This window comes from Bradyrhizobium sp. CCBAU 11430, from assembly GCF_028128855.1.
In the GTDB taxonomy this organism is placed as follows: Bacteria; Pseudomonadota; Alphaproteobacteria; order Rhizobiales; family Xanthobacteraceae; genus Bradyrhizobium; species Bradyrhizobium ottawaense.
Genome location: NZ_LBJV01000060.1, coordinates 49871 through 66885, shown reverse-complemented (window position 1 = coordinate 66885; position 17015 = coordinate 49871). Strand labels below are relative to the sequence as shown.

Annotated in this window: 15 protein-coding genes and 1 pseudogene; 8 read left to right on the top strand and 8 right to left on the bottom strand. The window is 64.5% G+C overall.

Annotated elements, in window-relative coordinates; genetic code table 11:
• The first annotated feature begins 1 nt into the window (after window position 1).
• Window positions 2-1261: a serine hydrolase domain-containing protein gene (locus XI04_RS20075; RefSeq protein ID WP_271610353.1), complete on the top strand. Its 1260-nt coding sequence runs from the start codon at window positions 2-4 to the stop codon at window positions 1259-1261.
• On the opposite strand, the gene XI04_RS20070 is transcribed toward XI04_RS20075, so the two are convergent.
• From XI04_RS20070 to murI, 6 genes are all read right to left on the bottom strand, one after another.
• Window positions 1262-2329 carry a threonine aldolase family protein gene (locus tag XI04_RS20070; RefSeq protein WP_212476865.1) on the bottom strand — a complete coding sequence of 356 codons (1068 nt, stop codon included), beginning with the start codon at window positions 2327-2329 and terminating at the stop codon, window positions 1262-1264. It abuts the gene before it with no gap.
• A gap of 89 nt (window positions 2330-2418) precedes the next feature.
• Window positions 2419-3036, bottom strand: a complete 618-nt coding sequence (gene rpsD / locus XI04_RS20065) for a 30S ribosomal protein S4 (protein ID WP_018316575.1) — start codon at window positions 3034-3036, stop codon at window positions 2419-2421.
• A 199-nt stretch (window positions 3037-3235) separates the two neighbouring features.
• A complete protein-coding gene (locus XI04_RS20060) occupies window positions 3236-4003 on the bottom strand; it encodes an acyltransferase (RefSeq protein WP_028142862.1) in 768 nt (255 codons plus the stop codon).
• Window positions 4004-4106: 103 nt separating this feature from the next.
• Window positions 4107-4490, bottom strand: a complete 384-nt coding sequence (locus XI04_RS20055) for a cupin domain-containing protein (RefSeq protein WP_028142863.1) — start codon at window positions 4488-4490, stop codon at window positions 4107-4109.
• Window positions 4491-4557: 67 nt separating this feature from the next.
• The gene (locus tag XI04_RS20050; protein WP_028142864.1) at window positions 4558-5331 is read right to left on the bottom strand and encodes an HpcH/HpaI aldolase family protein; all 774 of its coding nucleotides are present in this window, start codon (window positions 5329-5331) and stop codon (window positions 4558-4560) included.
• A 61-nt stretch (window positions 5332-5392) separates the two neighbouring features.
• Window positions 5393-6184, bottom strand: a complete 792-nt coding sequence (gene murI, locus XI04_RS20045; protein ID WP_028142865.1) for a glutamate racemase — start codon at window positions 6182-6184, stop codon at window positions 5393-5395.
• Window positions 6185-6427: 243 nt separating this feature from the next.
• Here murI and XI04_RS20040 point away from each other — a divergent pair, with 243 nt between their 5' ends.
• Window positions 6428-7069, top strand: coding sequence for a glutathione S-transferase family protein (locus tag XI04_RS20040; RefSeq protein WP_095426140.1), 642 nt, complete (start codon window positions 6428-6430; stop codon window positions 7067-7069).
• Between the two features lie 10 nt (window positions 7070-7079).
• On the opposite strand, the gene XI04_RS20035 is transcribed toward XI04_RS20040, so the two are convergent.
• Entirely contained in the window at window positions 7080-7886 is an 807-nt protein-coding gene (locus XI04_RS20035) for a Crp/Fnr family transcriptional regulator (RefSeq protein WP_038948040.1), read from the bottom strand.
• A gap of 252 nt (window positions 7887-8138) precedes the next feature.
• Complete coding sequence (locus XI04_RS20030) at window positions 8139-9233, bottom strand: SecDF P1 head subdomain-containing protein (protein ID WP_028142868.1); 1095 nt, start codon at window positions 9231-9233, stop codon at window positions 8139-8141.
• A 199-nt stretch (window positions 9234-9432) separates the two neighbouring features.
• On the opposite strand from XI04_RS20030, the gene XI04_RS20025 reads away from it, so the two are divergent.
• The 6 genes and pseudogenes from XI04_RS20025 to XI04_RS20000 all read left to right on the top strand — a co-directional run.
• On the top strand, window positions 9433-9777 hold the full coding sequence (locus XI04_RS20025; protein ID WP_244439158.1) for a hypothetical protein: 345 nt from the start codon (window positions 9433-9435) through the stop codon (window positions 9775-9777).
• Between the two features lies 1 nt (window position 9778).
• Complete coding sequence (locus XI04_RS20020; protein WP_028142870.1) at window positions 9779-10600, top strand: hypothetical protein; 822 nt, start codon at window positions 9779-9781, stop codon at window positions 10598-10600.
• A 168-nt stretch (window positions 10601-10768) separates the two neighbouring features.
• Window positions 10769-12676, top strand: coding sequence for an acyl-CoA synthetase (locus tag XI04_RS20015; protein ID WP_271610354.1), 1908 nt, complete (start codon window positions 10769-10771; stop codon window positions 12674-12676).
• Between the two features lie 165 nt (window positions 12677-12841).
• Window positions 12842-14683 (top strand): caspase family protein, encoded by a 1842-nt coding sequence (locus XI04_RS20010; RefSeq protein ID WP_028142872.1) that lies wholly within the window; start codon window positions 12842-12844, stop codon window positions 14681-14683.
• Window positions 14683-16551: a caspase family protein gene (locus tag XI04_RS20005; protein ID WP_157158054.1), complete on the top strand. Its 1869-nt coding sequence runs from the start codon at window positions 14683-14685 to the stop codon at window positions 16549-16551. The genes XI04_RS20010 and XI04_RS20005 overlap by 1 nt, the downstream gene beginning before the upstream one ends.
• A 40-nt stretch (window positions 16552-16591) precedes the next feature.
• Window positions 16592-16828, top strand: a pseudogene (locus XI04_RS20000) (caspase family protein); the annotation flags it as partial.
• Window positions 16829-17015 lie beyond the last annotated feature (187 nt).

Here is a 17015-nt window from a genome sequence, read left to right as displayed (position 1 = left end):
CATGTTCGGGCGCCGCGCGCTGATCGCGGCGCTCGCCTTTCTGTTCGGTGTCGTGAGTGCGCAGGCGAGCTCCGAGCGCGCCGCGCGCAACCTCTCGCCCGAGGGCCTGGCAAAGGTTTCCGACTACATCCGGAACGAGATCGCCACCGGCAAGATTCCCGGCGCCATTCTGCTGCTCCAGCAGCATGGGAAGCCGGTCTATTACGAGAATTTCGGCGTTCGCGATGTCGCGACCGAGAGTTCGATGAGCGCGGACACGATCTTCCGTCTCTATTCGATGTCGAAGCCGATCACATCAGTCATGGCGATGATGCTGGTCGAGGAGGGCAAGCTCGCGCTCGACGATCCGGTCTCGAAATACATTCCTGCTTTCGCCGGCATGAAGGTCGGCGTGGAGAAGAAGGCCGAGGATAGCAAGGTCGCTCTGGCGCTGGAGCCGCTGGAGCGTCCCGTCACGATCAAGGACCTCTTGCGCCACACCTCGGGGCTGCCTTACGGCTATCATGACGGCGGCGCAGTGCGCGAGCTCTATGCCGAAGCCAATCTCTTCAACAGTAATCTCAGCAATGCCGACTTCGCCGCGAAAATCGCCACGCTGCCGCTGGTCGAGCAGCCGGGCACGGTGTGGGACTACGGCTTCTCCACCGACGTGCTCGGCCGCGTCGTCGAGGTGATCTCAGGAAAGACGCTGCTCCAGTTCGAGAGGGAACGGCTGCTCGATCCGCTCGGCATGACCGAGACGGCATTCTTCGTCGCCGATCCCGCTAAATTCCCGCGCATTGCCGAGCCGATGCCGGAGGATCGCAACATCAATCCGACGACGCAGGTTCGCGATATCAGGCGGCCGGTGAAGTGGGAATCGGGCGGCGGGGGGATGGTCGGCACAGTCGGCGACTACGCCCGCTTCGCGCAGATGCTGCTGAATGGCGGCAGCTATGAAGGCCGGCGCTATCTCAAGCCCGAGACCATCGCGCTGATGGCGTCGGATCACATCGGGCCGGAAATGAAGATCGCGCGCGATCAGAACTATTATCCGGGCGGCAGCTCCGGCTTCGGCCTCGGCTTTGCGGTGCGCACTTCGGTGCCGCAGGGGACGTCATGGCCGCTTGGCGAATATCGCTGGGACGGCGTCGGCGGCACCTTCTTCTTCATCGATCCCGAAGACGATCTGTTCGGAATCTTCATGGTGCAGACCCCGTCGCAACGCGGCCGGATCCAGCTGGCGTTGAAGACGCTGATCTATCAGGCGATGGGGCGGTGATCACGCCCCGCGCACGATCTCTCTGACGTACCCGATCGTCTCCTCGATCTGGGCCGCATTGACGTCGAGATGGGTGCAGGCGCGGATGCGGCCGTCCATCATCGCAAGCGTCACGCCGCGCTGGCGCAGCGCTGCAACCATCTTGTCGCCGGCAATGCCGGCGCCGTCGGGCTTGAAAAACACGAGATTGGTCTCGGGCTCCTGCACCTCGACGCCGGGGATCTGCGACAGCCCGCGGGCGAGCGCGCGCGCATTGGCGTGGTCGTCGGCGAGGCGGTCGACGTGATGGTCGAGCGCGTAGATGCAGGCGGCGGCGCAGATGCCGGCCTGCCGCATCGATCCGCCGAGGCGCTGCTTCCATTGCCAGACCGCATCGATGAAGGCGCGCGAGCCCGCGAGCACCCCACCGATCGGCGCACCCAGACCTTTGGAGAAGTCGATCCAGGCCGAGTCCCAGCCGGCGGTCATGTCGCGCGGAGAGATGCCGCTGGCGACGGTGGCGTTGAGCAGGCGCGCGCCGTCCATGTGGGTGACGAGGCCGTGCTGCTTGGCGATCGCGACGATCTCGTCGAGCGCGGCCTTCTTCCAGATCGTGCCGCCGCCGATATTGGCGGTCTGCTCGACGCTGACGACGGTCTGCGGCGGCTGGTAGCGCGTGCGGGGATGCAGGGCTTTCCGGAACGTCTCCGGCGTGAACTGGCCGTCGGGACCCCTAAGCTGCGTCACCTGAAAACCGCCGATCGCGGCATGCGCGCCGCCTTCGCGGGCAATGATGTGCGCGGTCTCGTGCGCCAGGATCTCGTCGCCGGGACGGCAATGCACCAGCGTCGCGGTGACGTTGCACATCGTGCCCGAGGGCATATAGACCGCGGCTTCCTTGCCCATCAGCGCGGCGACGCGCTCGCACAGCGCATTCACGGTCGGATCGTCACCGACCTGCTCGTCGCCGACCTCTGCCCGCGCCATGGCGTCGCGCATCGCGGCCGTCGGCTTCGTCTGCGTGTCCGAGAGCAGATTGATGCGCACCGGCGGCGCCTTGGGATCGATGGGGGGAGGGGTGTAGAGCATGCGACGCCTCCTGCAGGCATGACGGCCACTGAAGTGTGGCTCTTAAGCAAAAAGGCCCCGGCGAACCGGGGCCTTTCGATATTCAGATCTTAGCGCGAATAGAATTCGACGACCAGATGCGGCTCCATCTGCACCGGGAACGGCACGTCGGAGAGGCCGGGGATGCGCACGTACTTCGCGGTCATCTTGCCGTGGTCGACTTCGAGATAGTCGGGAGTGTCGCGCTCGGGGAGCTGGCTGGCTTCGAGCACATGGGCGAGCTGCTTGGAGGCTTCCTTGACCTCGATCACGTCGCCGACCTTGAGCTGATAGCTCGAGATGTTGACCTTGCGGCCGTTCACCTTGATGTGGCCGTGGTTGATGAACTGACGCGCGGCGAAGATCGTCGAGACGAACTTGGCGCGGTACACGACCGCGTCGAGACGACGCTCCAGCAGGCCGATCAGGTTCTCGCCGGTGTCACCCTTGAGGCGGCTCGCCTCGACATAGATGCCGTGGAACTGCCGCTCGGAGATGTTGGCGTAGTAGCCCTTCAGCTTCTGCTTGGCGCGCAGCTGCACGCCGAAGTCCGAGAGCTTGCCCTTGCGGCGCTGGCCGTGCTGGCCGGGGCCGTATTCGCGGCGATTCACGGGGCTCTTCGGGCGGCCCCAGATGTTCTGGCCCATACGGCGATCGAGTTTGTACTTCGCCTCACTGCGCTTAGTCATCGCGTCCTCTTCAGGTACATGGTTTGAGGAAACGCGCCCTCCTGTGTGACGGGCTAGCCCGGCACTGACAGGTCCGATCCCCAAAGCTTCAAGGGAGAGGACCACGGGTCGCGAAACGCTTCGCGGGCCGAAATCGGCCCGCGAGCAGGCGGCTTTTAGGGGAGTTTGGGCCGTTCTGTCAATGCGAATGGGCCCGGAATCATGTCCCGACCACTCTTATCGGCTTCGCGCCGGCCGCCCGCAATTCGGCAGCGATTTCAGTGTTCAGGACTTGTTCCAGCCGGGTCAGGACCCGGGCGATCGGGGCCGCATCGGTAACCCGGTGGTCCCAGCGGATCACGACATGAATGGTCTGGTCGGGCTCAACCAGGCCGTAGCTGACGATGAAGGGGCCCGGTGTGATCGGGTGGAGCTCGCCGCCGCCATAGGCGGCCACCGAGCTCACCGCAAAGCTGCCGAACCAGTTGCCGCGCTGGCGGCCGAAATTGAGGCCGATCGCCCAGGACAGCCGCCGCAGCGGTAGCGGCAGCCGGGTTGCCCGCATGATCTTCCGGAACATCGGGACGTCGTCGATCGGCGCCGTCTTGCCGCGCCGGATCTCGGCATCGACCGCCGCCAGCGCCATGGCCTCGGGGGCCGCGATTCGCTGCGGCATCACGCATTCCTCGCCATCCTCGACCCGGGCGATCGCCACCGACGCCACGCTGTTCGGCAATTCGTAGAACGTCGGCCACGGCCATTTGGCGTAGACAGTGCGCAGGATCGGCTCGTCCCTGGCGACCAGGGCGAACGCCTTGACGAAGGTCGCAGCCCAGCCCGCTGGCGCGGCAGCTGCGGCGCGTGCCTCGAGCAAGGGGCGGATATTGAGTGAACGGGAAAGCGAAACGAACGGCACGTCCATCGACGCGCGCATGAGGTCGCAAATCAAGCGGCGCGGCAGCGAAATGGGCTTTGGCGTCCCCCGCATCGGTCTTCGGTTCCCATAGATGAAAAAATGTGCAGCGAGCGGGCTCCCGCTCGCCGTTCCTTTACCACGAACCAACCCGCCAGGGGTTGAACGGTTCGACCAGTCAGGGAGCCGGCGAAGCCAGCGGCTTGGTCTTGTCGACGACGTAAACTCCCAGCACTTTCATGGCCTTATCTCCATGAGCCTTGGCGTCGTGCACGACGCCTGCCGGGATCTGGTAGGAATCACCGGCTTTCAGGGTTTTCTCCGGCTGACCGTCGATCAGGAGGTTCAGCTCGCCTTCGAGCACGTAGCCGGTCTCGATTCCCGGATGGGTATGGCGTCCGGCCGAGCCTCCCGCCGGGACTTCCGCGATGGCAGTGATGGTATTGTAGCCGTCCGGAAATTCGACCTTCTGGAGCGGGGTGCGCTTGATGCCGGGCTGCTGGGCGAAGGCCGCGAAGGCAAGGCCGGTAAAGGTCAGAGCGAGCAAAGTCTTCTTAAGCATGGTTTTCCTCCCGATGCGGCCGACCCTAGCAGGGCCGCAGTTCCCGGCAAGGTGGCAATCAGCCTGCTCAGCGCCTGATGCCCTCGAACGCCGCCAGTATGCCGCGCTGGAGCAGCGACCAGTCGAAGCCGAGCGCGATGGCGCGGTAGCCGCGGTCGACCAGGGCGTTGGCCTGGTCCGCGGTGCGGGCCACGCCGCCGATCGGCACGCCGCTTCTGAGGATGCCGGCCTCGGCGCGCGCGACCAGCTCCAGCAGTTCCGGATCGTCCATCTGTCCGCGCTTGTTGATGGAGGTGGCGAGATCGCCAGGGCCGATCACCGCGACGTCGATGCCCGGCGTTGCCATGATCTCGTCGATGCGGTTGACGGCATCGACATGCTCGATGGTGATCATGCAGATCATCTCGTCGTCGGCGCTTGCCATGTAGTCCGGCATCGACTGGCCCCAGCGGAACGGGGCGTGGAACGGGCCCCAGAGCCGGTCGCCGCGCGGCGGGTAGCGCACGCTGCGGACCGCCTTCTCGGCATCACTGCGGTTCGTGATCATCGGAAAGTTGATGCCGAAGGCGCCGATGTCCATCGGGGCTTTCGCAAGCCACGGCTCATTCGCCGCGATCCGAACCAGGGGCGTGCACGGCGTGCCGGTCGTTGCCGCGATCATTGCGTGCGCTTCGGTCAGCCCGATGGGACCATGCTCGAGATCGACGATGATCCAGTCGAGCGAGCGCGCCATGATCTGCACCATCTGCACGCTCGGGATGGTCGCTATCGCGCCGAAAGCGGGGCGGCCATCGCGCCACAATTGGCGGAGGCGGTTGAGCGGCGGGGTCTGGACCGACATGGAAAGGCCTGCGGTGAGATGACGACGGCAAAACCTAGCAGCGCGGCGCCGATGCGCAAAGTCAGGCCAGCGCGCGGCCGCCGAAGAACGGCGTCAGCGTGGCCGAAAGGCCGTGCACGCGGTTCGAGGTGAAGATCATCTCGGCACCGGCCTGTGCGATGCCGCCGATGCGCGGGCCGAGCAGATCCGAGACGCGGCGGGCGATCGCCGGCGCGGGATCGATCCAGTCGACCGGCCAGGGCGCCAGCCGCTTCAGCCGGTCGAGCAGCAGCGGATAATGTGTGCAGGCGAGCACGACGGTGTCGGTGCGCGAGGTCGCGTCTTCGCCGACGAAGCAGGGGGCGAGTTCGGCCAGGATGTCGCCGTCGCTGACGGAAGTGCCGCTGAGCTCAGCTTCAGCCAGCGAGGCAAGCTCGGGCGAGCCGACCAGCGTCACCTCGCAGCCTTGCGCGAAATCGCGGATCAGGGCCTTGGTGTATTCGCGCTTCACCGTGCCCTTGGTGCCGAGCACCGAGACGCGACGGGTCCTCGATTGCGCGCAGGCCGGCTTGATCGCCGGCACCGTGCCGACGAAGGGCACCGAATAAGCGGCGCGCAAGTGGGACAGGACCAGGGTGGACGCCGTGTTGCAGGCGATGACGACGATATCAGGGTCATGCGTGCCGATCAGTTCACCCATCAGCGGCACGACGCGGGCGATGATCTCGTCCTCGCTGTGGTGGCCGTAGGGGAAGAAGGCGTCGTCGGCGACGTAGGCAAAATGGGCGTCCGGACGCGCGGCGACAACCTCGCGGAGGACCGTAAGCCCGCCAAGGCCGGAATCGAACACCAGGATCGTCGGAGAATTGGTCACGTCATTACCCTAGCCCGCCATGGTTACCATTCGGTTTTTAGGGCGATTTTGCGGCGGTGCCGTTTGGGGGAGGCTGGACGCGCTGCGGACAGGAAAAACCCGGCTGGATGGGCCCGGCTCTGCAGCGCGCCGTCGCCGAGGGCGCTGCGCTGCGTCCTGGGCACAAGACCGAGATCCCACCCCTGGCAATGGCTGCTATATGCGTCGTCACGACGTGCCCAACTTACCGCTGCAGGAGGCCTCATGCTCACCGTCCATCACCTCGGCAAGTCTCAGTCCGAGCGCATCGTCTGGCTGTGCGAGGAACTGGGGCTTCACTACGAGCTGAAGCGCTATGCCCGCGATCCCGTCACCATGCTGGCGCCGCCGGAGTACAAGGCGCTGCACCCGAGCGGGGCCGCGCCGGTCGTGACCGACGGCGATCTCGTGCTCGCGGAGTCCGGCGCCATCGTCGACTACATCGTCGCAAAGTACGGCAACGGCCGTCTGGTGCTCGGCCCCAATGATCCCGCCTTCCCGCAGTTCCTGTACTGGCTTCACTTCGCCAATGGCACCTTGCAACCCGGCATGGGGCGGATGATGATTCTGAACCGGCTCGATCTTGCACAGGACAACCCGACCCTGCTTGCCATGAAGGGACGGCTCGATCGCTCCTACGATCTCCTCGACGCGCACCTTCGCGACGCCGAATATCTGGCGGGCAACGCCTTCACCACCGCCGACATCATGATGGGCTTTTCGCTGACGACGATGCGCTACTTCCAGCCCTATGATGTCCAGCGCTGCCCGAACGTGGTCAAGTATCTCGGCCGCGTCAGTGCCCGCCCGGCCTACCGGCGCGCGATGGAGAAGGGCGATCCCGGCATGGCGCTGCTGCTAGGCTGAGCAGCGGCGATCACGCGATCCTGTTCGTCGTGGCCGCCCGCTCCGTGGCGAGCTGCTTCTGCAAACGATCGATGTTCTGCAGCAAGCGCTGGCTGGTCAGGACCAGGAAGTAATAGCCGAACTGCGGGTCCTGGAAGTAGATCTCGAGCAGCCGGTCATAGGTGATCGTCAGCACCTGACCGTCCTCGACGCATTCGATGGTTCCGGTTCGCCGGTTGTCGGGCGTCAGGAAGCCGAGCTCGCCCATGAGAGCTCCGGGCCCGATCTCGACATTGATCTCCTTGACCAGGAACTTGCCGGTGACCGTGAGGAGCATCTCCTTGGCGGGATCGCCCAGTTTGAACAGCGTATCGCCGCTTCGATATTTGCGCTCGGTCATGAATGGCTTGAGCCATTCGATCGACATGTCGCCTTCGGCGGCATGGCGCGCCTTCTTGACCAGCTTGAGCATCTGCCGCAGCCGAAGGGCGTTGATCGGAAGCATCAGCAGATAGAGCAGGAACGTCGCGACGTTGGCGGAGAGCGCGCCGAAGACGGCGAAGAATACGCAGCCGATCATGTTGGCGACGCGCAGCGGCACCATCGTTCGCATCAAGAGGGTGGCGACGAAGAAGCCGGCCCCGACCACGGCGAACAGATTGGCGAACGTGATGTTGTGGACGAAGATCTCCAGCAGCCGGTTAAAGATCGCGTCGTAGGTGACGTCGTTGGGATCGAGGCCCATCTGCACCAGGATTTTCGCGATTCTGAGATTATCCGTCGCCGCCTCAAGAATGCGGTCGAGGATCGAGGAAATGTCTGCGCTGCCGGACGGCATGGTACTAACCCCGCGTAAGGCTTTCAGTCCTGGTCGGTATGCTCGACACGTATAGCCGAAATCGAATGACGGCCGCCTGAAATGAAGCCTTTGGCCGTCACGCCGCAAGAGGCAAATTTTAGCCTGATCGGGCGTTTCGGCAATTGCCCGTTGGTTGTGCGTCCGGCCGCAACGCGGCCGTGATTCGGGGCGGGCTTCGGCGTCGCGGAACGGCCGGATGCCCCGGGTGGGGCGCGTCTGACGATCTTCGCCTTATGGCTTGGCGGCGGGTTGGATGACCTGCTGCTCGACGAGGCCAAGACGTCCGGGCAGCGAGCCGGCGCGCAGCAGCATGGCGACGCTGTTCGCCTCTTCCAGAGTGAAGTTGCCGGAAATCTGGCCTGAGCCGCCGGTGATGGGCTCGCGGATCACGGGGGCGGAGATCACCTTGTCGTCGAGCGCGATGGCGAAGGGCATTCCAACATTCTCTGCGGTGATGTGAGCGAAGCGCCGCGTACCGCGGCCGTTGAAGCGGAACGAGGCGATCGGCTCCTTCGTGTCGCTCGTGAATCCCGGTCCCGCGTAGCTGATGTCGTCACCGTCGAGCGCGCTGGCCTTGACGAGATAGGGACGCTTGTCCTTGAAGCCGAACATGACTTCCGTGCCCGCCGGAGGCGTGCCGGATTGCGCCTGCTCCGCCGACATTGTGACATCGATCAGGCGGAAGCTGACCTTGACCTTCCTGGCGAAGATCGCGGTGATGCGCTCGGGCTCCATCGTACCTGGCAGGAAGATGCGGATGCGGTCGGTTCCCTCAGGCTGGACGCTGGCAAGTGTGACGCCGGCGTCCTTGAGGCGCTGCTCGATCATGGCGATGGAATCCTCGACGAGATCGCGCAGCCGTGCGGCGGATGCGGCATCGGTCGGCGCAAGCCTGGTCAGCCCGTCTCCGGCGTCGGTCACGGCGAGCGCGTGCGTGGGCAATCCCTCTGCCGCCGAGGCGAGCTTGCGCGTGAGCAGTTCGCGGCCCTTGGCGTCCGCGATCTTGACATCGACGCCGCCGTCACGAATCGCAAGGCCGGAGAAGGCGATCCGACCCTCGCGCAGGGTCTTGTAGACGTCGTCGCGCAGATCCGTGGTGACCGCCTCCCGCAAGGCATCACTGTCCACCTTGTAGATGATGCGCGATCCGCCCAGCTTCTCCATCTTGTCGGTGATGAATGCCGCGATCTTGGCGCGCATCTTGTCGAACTGGCCGTCCGCGGCGAGCGCCGCGCGGGGCAGCGCGATCGTCGATGCGATGATCCCCGATGTTACGGCAAGCGCGAGGAGCAGCGGAGTGATGCGATCTCGCAGGGGCGTGGTCATGGCGTCCTCGCGTCTCGCGGCGCGCCGTCCGGCGAAGCCGCTACTGCCTGTTGGTCCGCCTACGGCGCGAGGAAGTTCACCTTTCGAGTAAGGTTAAATAAAAACGAAACATACCAATTGGTTGCGCTCGTAACCGGGATACAAATTTGCGTAACCGGGATACGTATGGTAGCTTGATGTTTCGCAAAGCGAGTGGCCGATGATCCCTGCGAATAAACGCGTCAGAAAATATCGCAGCCAGGGTGGTGCGGCCGACCTCGTGCGCGTCGAAGTCCTGATTCCGCCGGCGGCACGCGATGAAGTCCTGGCGCTCGCCTCGCGCATGCGGGCGGAGCATCGGCTGACCAAAGAACTGCAGTCGCTGCTCGACAATGCGCTCCGTCTCTACGGACCGCGCATTCTCGACAATGTCGATCTCGATCGGCTTCCCGATCTGCGGTCCCGCGCCGCCGTCGCCGCGCGTGCCATGATCGAGCGCGGCGATGCGCGCGCTTTTGCGATGGGCAGGAAGATACTCGACCGCGTCAACGCCAGGGAGAACTGAGATGGCTCTCAGCAAACTGCAGAGCGACATTTTGCGGCTTCTCGCCAAGAATCGCTCGGACAGCAGCTATCTTGCCGGCGGCCTGATGCTCAACAAGGACTGGGACCGACGATCCGACGACATCGACATCTTCCACGATACGGATGAAGAGGTGACCGAGAGCGCAAGGGCCGATCTTGCCGTCCTCGATACTGCCGGCTTCAAGACGCATCGCGACTTCATCATCTATGGCTGCGTGGATGCGACCATCTCGCGCGCTTCCGAAACGACCGTCATCCAGTGGTTCGCGGAGACGCGACTTCGCTTCTTTCCTCTCGTAAAGGACAAGCACTGGGGGGCGCGGCTCCATCAGGCAGATCTTGCCGTCAACAAGGTGCTCGCTGCCGCAGGTCGCTCCAAGGCGCGCGACATCGCCGATCTCGTCGCCATCGGCCACGACTATTGCCCGCTCGGGCCGCTCGTGCTTGCCGCGGCTGGCAAGCCGCCCAATTTCTCTCCGCGTCGAACCACCGACGAAATTCGCCGGCACGCGTTGTCGATCCCGGCCGAGGAGTTCGCCGCTGTGAAAGGCCTGCCATCCGAATGGTCAGCGGCTTTCATTCGCGACGAGGTCCTTCGTCTGATCGAAGCTGCGGACCGCTACGTGATGACCGCACCGCCCGAGATGACGGGAATACTCGCCGTGGACAAAGAGGGCGTGCCGACCGAAATGTCGGACCTAAATCGTGCGGACGCAATTCTGCGTAAGGCAACCGCCGAGCCCGAAGTGATGCCTGCGCCAGCCGATTTCAACGCGGTGGGCTGGTCGCCGGATCGTCCATAGATCCACGCCGGCGTCTCGCCGTGTGAGCCTGTTGCAGCCGGCCATGGACGAACGCCAAATCATCCATCATTCTGTCCGCGCCGGGCCGGCCATCGGTCGGGGCCGCGCCGACCCAAAATGTCAAAAGACAGGGGGCGGGGACATGTATCTGAGGGAGGACGGAATTCCATGGCGGGCATCCACGCGCTCGATCGGCTCATTGGCAATGACTATCCGGATCATTTGACCGACGAGGAGGTCCGGGCGTTCGAGCGGGTCCCCTATGCGGACCGCATCGCTGCCGAGAGCACGTTTGACGCCATCAAATTGGGCGCGGCGCGCAATCCCGACGGTGCGGCGATCCAGTTTCTGCAAAACGCTGATCCCGCCGACACGCCGCTAGTGGTCACCTATCGCGATTTCATTGCGCGCGTCACGCAGGCTGCCAACATGTTTCACGCGCTCGGCGCGGAGAAAGACGACGTCATCAGCTTCATGCTGCCGCTGGTGCCGGATGCCTTCGTGACGCTGTTCGGCGCGGAGGCCGCCGGCATCGCCAATCCCGTCAATCCGCTCTTGGAGCCGCACCAGATTGCGGAGATCCTGGAAGCTGCGAACACCAAAATCCTGGTGGCGCTCGGGCCGATGCCGGGCACCGACATCTGGCAGAAGGTCGAGCAGATCCGCCCGCAACTCAAGCACCTCAAGGCGATCGTGCAAGTGTTCGGCGGCGGCGATCCGGCGAATGGCATCTTTGCTTTCAGCGACCTGATCAAGCAGCAACCGTCGGATCGGCTTGTCAGCGGGCGCAAGATTTCGGGTGCCGACATCGCGGCCTATTTCCACACCGGCGGCACCACCGGCACGCCCAAGCTGGTGCGGCACACGCATACCAACCAAGTCTATCAGGCATGGGCGCTCAACCTGCTGCTGAGAGCGAAGCCCGGCGCCAATTTGCTGTTCGGCATGCCGCTGTTTCACGTCGGGGGATCGCTGACACAGGTGCTGACGATGCTGTCGAGCGGCGGCTCGCTGGTCGTGCTGTCGCCGAGCGGCTGGCGCAATCCGAGTGCGGTGAAGAACATCTGGCGCCTGGTCGAGCGCTTCAAGCCGGAAGCGCTGTCGAGCGTGCCGACGGTGCTCGCCGCAACGCTCGCGGTGCCGCCTGATCATGCCGACATCTCCAGCCTCAAATATGCCGCCGGCGGCGGCTCGGCGATCCCCGTCGCGGTCGGCTCGGCGATCCAGGACAAGCTGAAGCTGCCAGTGGTCGAGGTCTACGGCATGACCGAGACCTCGAGCGTGCACACGCTGGCCTATCCATCACGGCCGATCCGGCTCGGGTCGGTCGGCCTTCCCATGCCTTATGCGCGCGTGCGCATCGTGCAACTCGATGCCGATGGCCGCCTGATCCGCGACTGCGCGCCTGATGAGATCGGCGTCGTCATCATGGCAGGGCCCGGCGTATTCGGCGGCTATCTCAACGACGAGCACAACAAGGGCGCCTTCGTCGACGAGGTCTGGGTCAATTCCGGCGATCTCGGCCGGCTCGACGCAGACGGCTATCTCTGGATCACCGGTCGCGCCAAGGATCTCGTGATCCGTGGCGGCCATAACATCGATCCCGCGCCGGTCGAGGAGATCATGTTCCGGCATCCCGCGGTCGGCTTCGCCGCCGTCGTCGGCCAGCCCGACGCCTATGCCGGCGAACTGCCGGTGGGCTACGTGCAGCTGAAGCCCGGCGCGACCGTGGAGCCCGGCGAACTGGAATCCTGGGTTCGCGAGCGCACGCCGGAGCGGGCCGCTGTCCCGGTGCAGGTCATTCCGATCGACCCGATGCCGGTGACCGGCGTCGGCAAGGTGTTCAAGCCGCAGTTGCGCTGGGACGCGGCTGAGCGCGTGTTCACCAAGGTGCTCACGCCGCTGGTCGAGCGCGGCATCGATTGCAGGGTTAAAGTCGGTGCCCATGGCAGTCACGGATCAATCGCCACCGTGACCCTTGCCGGCCTGCCGTCGGACCAGCGCGAGGCGGTTGCGAGCGAGGTACACGCGCTGCTTGCACCCTTCGTGATGCGCCACGAGGTGGTGCAAATATAGCGGCCTCGACAGGCGGCGGCGTCACCTGGAAAGACCAGGGTGACGCTTCGCCGCATTATCCTTACCCCCGTTAGATCGGCTTGTGTGACGGAAATCACATAGGAAGAATTAGCAATCGGCGACGCTAGCGAATAGTCTCAGGGAATTGCATCCGGGGGGACGCAAGTGATTCCGTTTCGGCTGTTTGTCTTGTTGATATTCGCGATTGGCCTTGCCTGCGGACCGGCGCATGCCGACCGGCGGGTCGCGCTCGTGATCGGCAATTCCGCTTACAAGAGCGCGCCCAAGCTCAGCAATCCCGTGAACGATGCCACGCTGGTCGGCGGCATGTTCAAGAAGGCGGGCTTTGATTCCGTCGACGTCAGGCTGGATCTCAGTGCCAGCGAGATGCGGCGCATGCTGCGCGAGTTTGCCGGCAGGTCGCGCGATGCGGACATGGCGGTGATCTATTACGCCGGCCACGGCATCGAGCTCGATGGAGCCAACTATCTCATTCCGACCGACGCGACACTGGAGACGGATGGCGACGTTCTCGACGAGACCATTCCGGTCGAACGCGCGCTGTTCGCGGTCGAGCCGGCCAAGCAGCTGCGCCTGATCATCCTGGATGCCTGCCGCGACAACCCCTTCGCCAAGTCGATGAAACGCACGCTGGCTTCACGTGCCGTCGGGCGCGGCCTGGCCAAGGTCGAGCCGACCAGCCCGAACACCATGATCGCCTTCGCGGCCAAGGCAGGATCGACGGCGTCCGATGGCGATGCGCGAAACAGTCCGTTCGCCGCTGCGCTGGTCGAGCATCTGCCGAAGCCGGGCCTTGATCTGCGCAAGGCCTTCGGCTTCGTGCGCGACGACGTGCTCAAGACTACCGGCTACAAGCAGGAGCCCTATGTCTATGGCTCGCTCGGCGGCGACGACGTGCCCCTCGTCGTGAGGCCCGCCGCGACCGGTCCGCAGGCCAACCCGCAGGATGCCATTCGCAGGGATTACGAGCTCGCGCTTCAGCTTGCGACGCGCGACGGCTGGGAAGCGTTCCTGGCGGCGTATCCGGACGGTTTCTACGCCAACCTGGCCAAGGGCCAGTTGAACAAGATCGGCGCCGAAGAGACGCGCGCGTCGGCCGAGCAAAAGGCCAAGGCGGCCGAGCAGGAAAAGACGAGGCTGATCGCCGAGCGCGCCCAGAAGGCCGAGCAGGAGAAGGCAGCAGCAGCTGCCAAGGCGGCGGAAGAGGCGCGGATCGCCGCAGAGAAGCAAAAGCAGATCGAGCAGGCGAAAGCGGAAGCGGCCGAGCACCAGCGCAAGGTAGCTGAGGCGGCGGCTGCGAAGGCGCTTGCCGAGAAGCAGGCCGTGGAGAAGGCCAAGGCCGAGCTTGCCGCAAAGCAGGCGGCGGAGAGGGCTGAGCAGGCCGCCAAGCCGACGGCCGATCGGCAGATGCCCGAAGTCGAGAACCAGAAAGTCGCTGCGCTCTCGCCCGCGCCGGCATCCACGTTATCGGCGGCTGATTTGACAAAATCCGTGCAGAGCGAATTGCGCCGCGTCGGCTGCCTGTCCTCCGTCGCAGACGGCGACTGGAGCGCGACGTCGCAGCGCTCGCTGGCGCTGTTCAACAAATATGCCGGCACCCAGTTCGACGTGAAGCTCGCCAGCGTGGATGCGCTCGACGCGCTGAAGGCGAAGCCGGGGCGGGTCTGCCCGCTTGTTTGCAATTTCGGCTTCAAGGCCGACGGCGACCAATGCGTCAAGATCACCTGCCGCGCCGGTTATCGCGTCGGCGACGACAACGAGTGCGAGAAGGTCCAGGAGAAGAAGCCGGTCGCGACGCGCGAGGAGTCGCGGAGGCGGGATACGGATCGAAAGCAAAGGGAGGCCGCGCCGGCCGCGCCGCAAGCCTCGGGACAGATGATCTGCAATGCCGCCGGATGCAGGCCGATCGCCAAGGGATGCCGGCTCGGGACCGCTAATCATCCTTCCAATCCCGCGGCTAAGATACCGGCTGAAATATGCAACTGATGATGAAGCACATCTTTCGGGCTTGCTCCATCGCGCTGACGGCCCTTGCTTTTTTTGCTCTTGCAGGCTGTCTCGCCTGCAGCCCGGCGCTCGCCGACAAGCGCGTCGCGCTCGTCATCGGCAATTCCGCCTACAAGAGCGTGCCGAAGCTTGCCAACCCCGCGAGCGACGCCGGCTTGATCGGCGGCATGTTGAGGAAGGCCGGCTTCGATACGGTCGACGTCAGGCAGGACTTGAACGCGTCTGAAATGCGCAAGGCGCTGCGCGAATTCGGCGGGCGGACCCGGGATGCCGATGTCGCGGTCATCTACTATGCGGGCCACGGCATGGAGGTGGACGGCACCAACTATCTGATCCCGACCGATGCCGCGCTCGAGACCGACACCGACGTCTACGACGAGGCGTTGCCGATCGATCGCGTGCTGGTGAGCATCGAGCCTGCCAAGCAGCTTCGGCTCGTCATCCTCGATGCCTGCCGAGACAATCCCTTTGCGAAGACGATGAAGCGCACGGTGGCCTCGCGCGCGATCGGCCGCGGCCTCGCCAAGGTCGAGCCAACAACTCCGAACACGATGATTGCGTTTGCGGCCAAGGCCGGTTCGACGGCGTCCGATGGAGACTCCCGGAACAGCCCGTTCGCCACGGCTCTCTCGGACCACCTGCCAAAACCCGGCCTGGATCTGCGCAAAGCGTTCGGCTTCGTGCGCGATGACGTGCTGAAGAGCACGGCCAACAAGCAAGAGCCATTCGTGTATGGCTCGCTCGGCGGCGACGACGTGCCGCTCGTTCCTGCCAAGCCCGTTGCGACCGGCCCGCAAGCCAATCCGCAGTCTGAGCTCAGGCGAGACTATGAACTTGCGCTCCAACTCGGCACCCGTGACGGCTGGGAAGCGTTCCTGGCGCAATATCCTGACGGATTCTATGCGAATCTCGCCAAAGGCCAGTTGAACAAGATCGGCGCCGAAGAGACGCGCGCTGCGGCCGAGCAGAAGGCCAAGGCGGCCGAGCAGGAAAAGACCAGGCTCATTGCCGAACGCGCCCAGAAGGCCGAGCAGGACAAGGCGGCCGCTGCGGCCAAGGTTGCCGAAGATGCCCGCATCGCCGCAGAGAAGCAGAAGCAGATCGAGCAGGCGAGGGCCGAGGCGGCCGAGCAGCAGCGCAAGGTTGCCGAGGCGGCCGCAGCGAAGGCATTGGCCGAGAGGCAGGCGGCGGAGAAAGCCAAGGCCGAGCTTGCTGCAAAGCAGGCAGCGGAGAAGGCTGAGCAGGCGGCCAAGCCGACGGCCGATCGGCAGATGCCCGAAGTCGAGAACCAGAAAGTCGCCGCCCTCTCGCCCGCTCCGGCGTCCACATTGTCGGCGGCTGATCTAACTAAGTCCGTGCAGAGCGAGTTGCGCCGCGTCGGCTGCCTGTCCGCCGCGGCGGACGGTGACTGGAATGCGACGTCGCAGCGCTCGCTGACGCTGTTCAACAAATATGCCGGCACCCAGCTCGACGTGAAGCTCGCGAGCGTGGATGCGCTCGATGCGCTGAAGGCGAAGCCGGGAAGGGTTTGCCCGCTGGTGTGCAATTTCGGCTTCAAGGCCGACGGCGACCAATGCGTCAAGATCACCTGCCGCGCCGGCTATCGCGTCGGCGAGGACAATGAATGCGAGAAGGTCCAGGAGAAGAAGCCGGTCGCAACGCGCGAGGAGTCGCGGAGGCGGGACAGTGATCGAAAACAAAAGGAGGCCGCGCCGTCGCCCCCGCAGGCCTCAGGGCAAATAATCTGCACAAGTGCTGGATGTAGGCCAGTTGCCAAAGGGTGTCGCATTGTGCGCGATCCAAGGCCGGGGAGTTCCGGCGCGATCCAAGCGGAAGTGTGCAACTAGCCTTCGATGGTCACATGAAATGCATCAAGGCTGATAGGTAATGTGCGTGAATATTGTTCGATCTTTCTGCGCTTTGATCGTTGCCACTCTCGTAACTTGCGCGCCGGCGCAGGCCGAGAAGCGCGTCGCGCTCGTGATCGGCAATTCCGCGTACAAGAACACGCTGCGGCTCACCAATCCCGTGAACGATGCCGCCCTGGTCGGCGATATGTTCAAGAAGGCGGGCTTCGATGCGGTCGATGTCAAAACAGACCTCAATGCCTCCGAGATGCGGCGACGCGCGATGAACCCGCAAGGCGTGACTCGGACCGGAAAAAGAGTGAGTCATCGCCGGCTGCTTCACAAGCGAATTCGTCCGGCCAGATCGTATGCACAAATGCCGGCTGCCGGCCCCTTCGTCCCGGCTGCAAGCTGGGACGATCGCCGAGCGTTGCCATTAACGGTGGCGGCTTGACCGAGGTCTG

Excerpts from the sequence above, each read along its gene's own strand:
- rpsD (WP_018316575.1), bottom strand. The coding sequence starts at position 3,036 with ATGACTAAGCGCAGTGAGGCGAAGTACAAACTCGATCGCCGTATGGGC.
- XI04_RS20060 (WP_028142862.1), bottom strand. The coding sequence starts at position 4,003 with ATGCGGGGGACGCCAAAGCCCATTTCGCTGCCGCGCCGCTTGATTTGC.
- XI04_RS20050 (WP_028142864.1), bottom strand. The coding sequence starts at position 5,331 with ATGTCGGTCCAGACCCCGCCGCTCAACCGCCTCCGCCAATTGTGGCGC.
- XI04_RS20055 (WP_028142863.1), bottom strand. The coding sequence starts at position 4,490 with ATGCTTAAGAAGACTTTGCTCGCTCTGACCTTTACCGGCCTTGCCTTC.
- XI04_RS20015 (WP_271610354.1), top strand. The coding sequence starts at position 10,769 with ATGGCGGGCATCCACGCGCTCGATCGGCTCATTGGCAATGACTATCCG.
- XI04_RS20020 (WP_028142870.1), top strand. The coding sequence starts at position 9,779 with ATGGCTCTCAGCAAACTGCAGAGCGACATTTTGCGGCTTCTCGCCAAG.
- XI04_RS20075 (WP_271610353.1), top strand. The coding sequence starts at position 2 with ATGTTCGGGCGCCGCGCGCTGATCGCGGCGCTCGCCTTTCTGTTCGGT.
- XI04_RS20005 (WP_157158054.1), top strand. The coding sequence starts at position 14,683 with ATGATGAAGCACATCTTTCGGGCTTGCTCCATCGCGCTGACGGCCCTT.
- XI04_RS20030 (WP_028142868.1), bottom strand. The coding sequence starts at position 9,233 with ATGACCACGCCCCTGCGAGATCGCATCACTCCGCTGCTCCTCGCGCTT.
- XI04_RS20035 (WP_038948040.1), bottom strand. The coding sequence starts at position 7,886 with ATGCCGTCCGGCAGCGCAGACATTTCCTCGATCCTCGACCGCATTCTT.
- XI04_RS20025 (WP_244439158.1), top strand. The coding sequence starts at position 9,433 with ATGATCCCTGCGAATAAACGCGTCAGAAAATATCGCAGCCAGGGTGGT.
- XI04_RS20040 (WP_095426140.1), top strand. The coding sequence starts at position 6,428 with ATGCTCACCGTCCATCACCTCGGCAAGTCTCAGTCCGAGCGCATCGTC.
- XI04_RS20070 (WP_212476865.1), bottom strand. The coding sequence starts at position 2,329 with ATGCTCTACACCCCTCCCCCCATCGATCCCAAGGCGCCGCCGGTGCGC.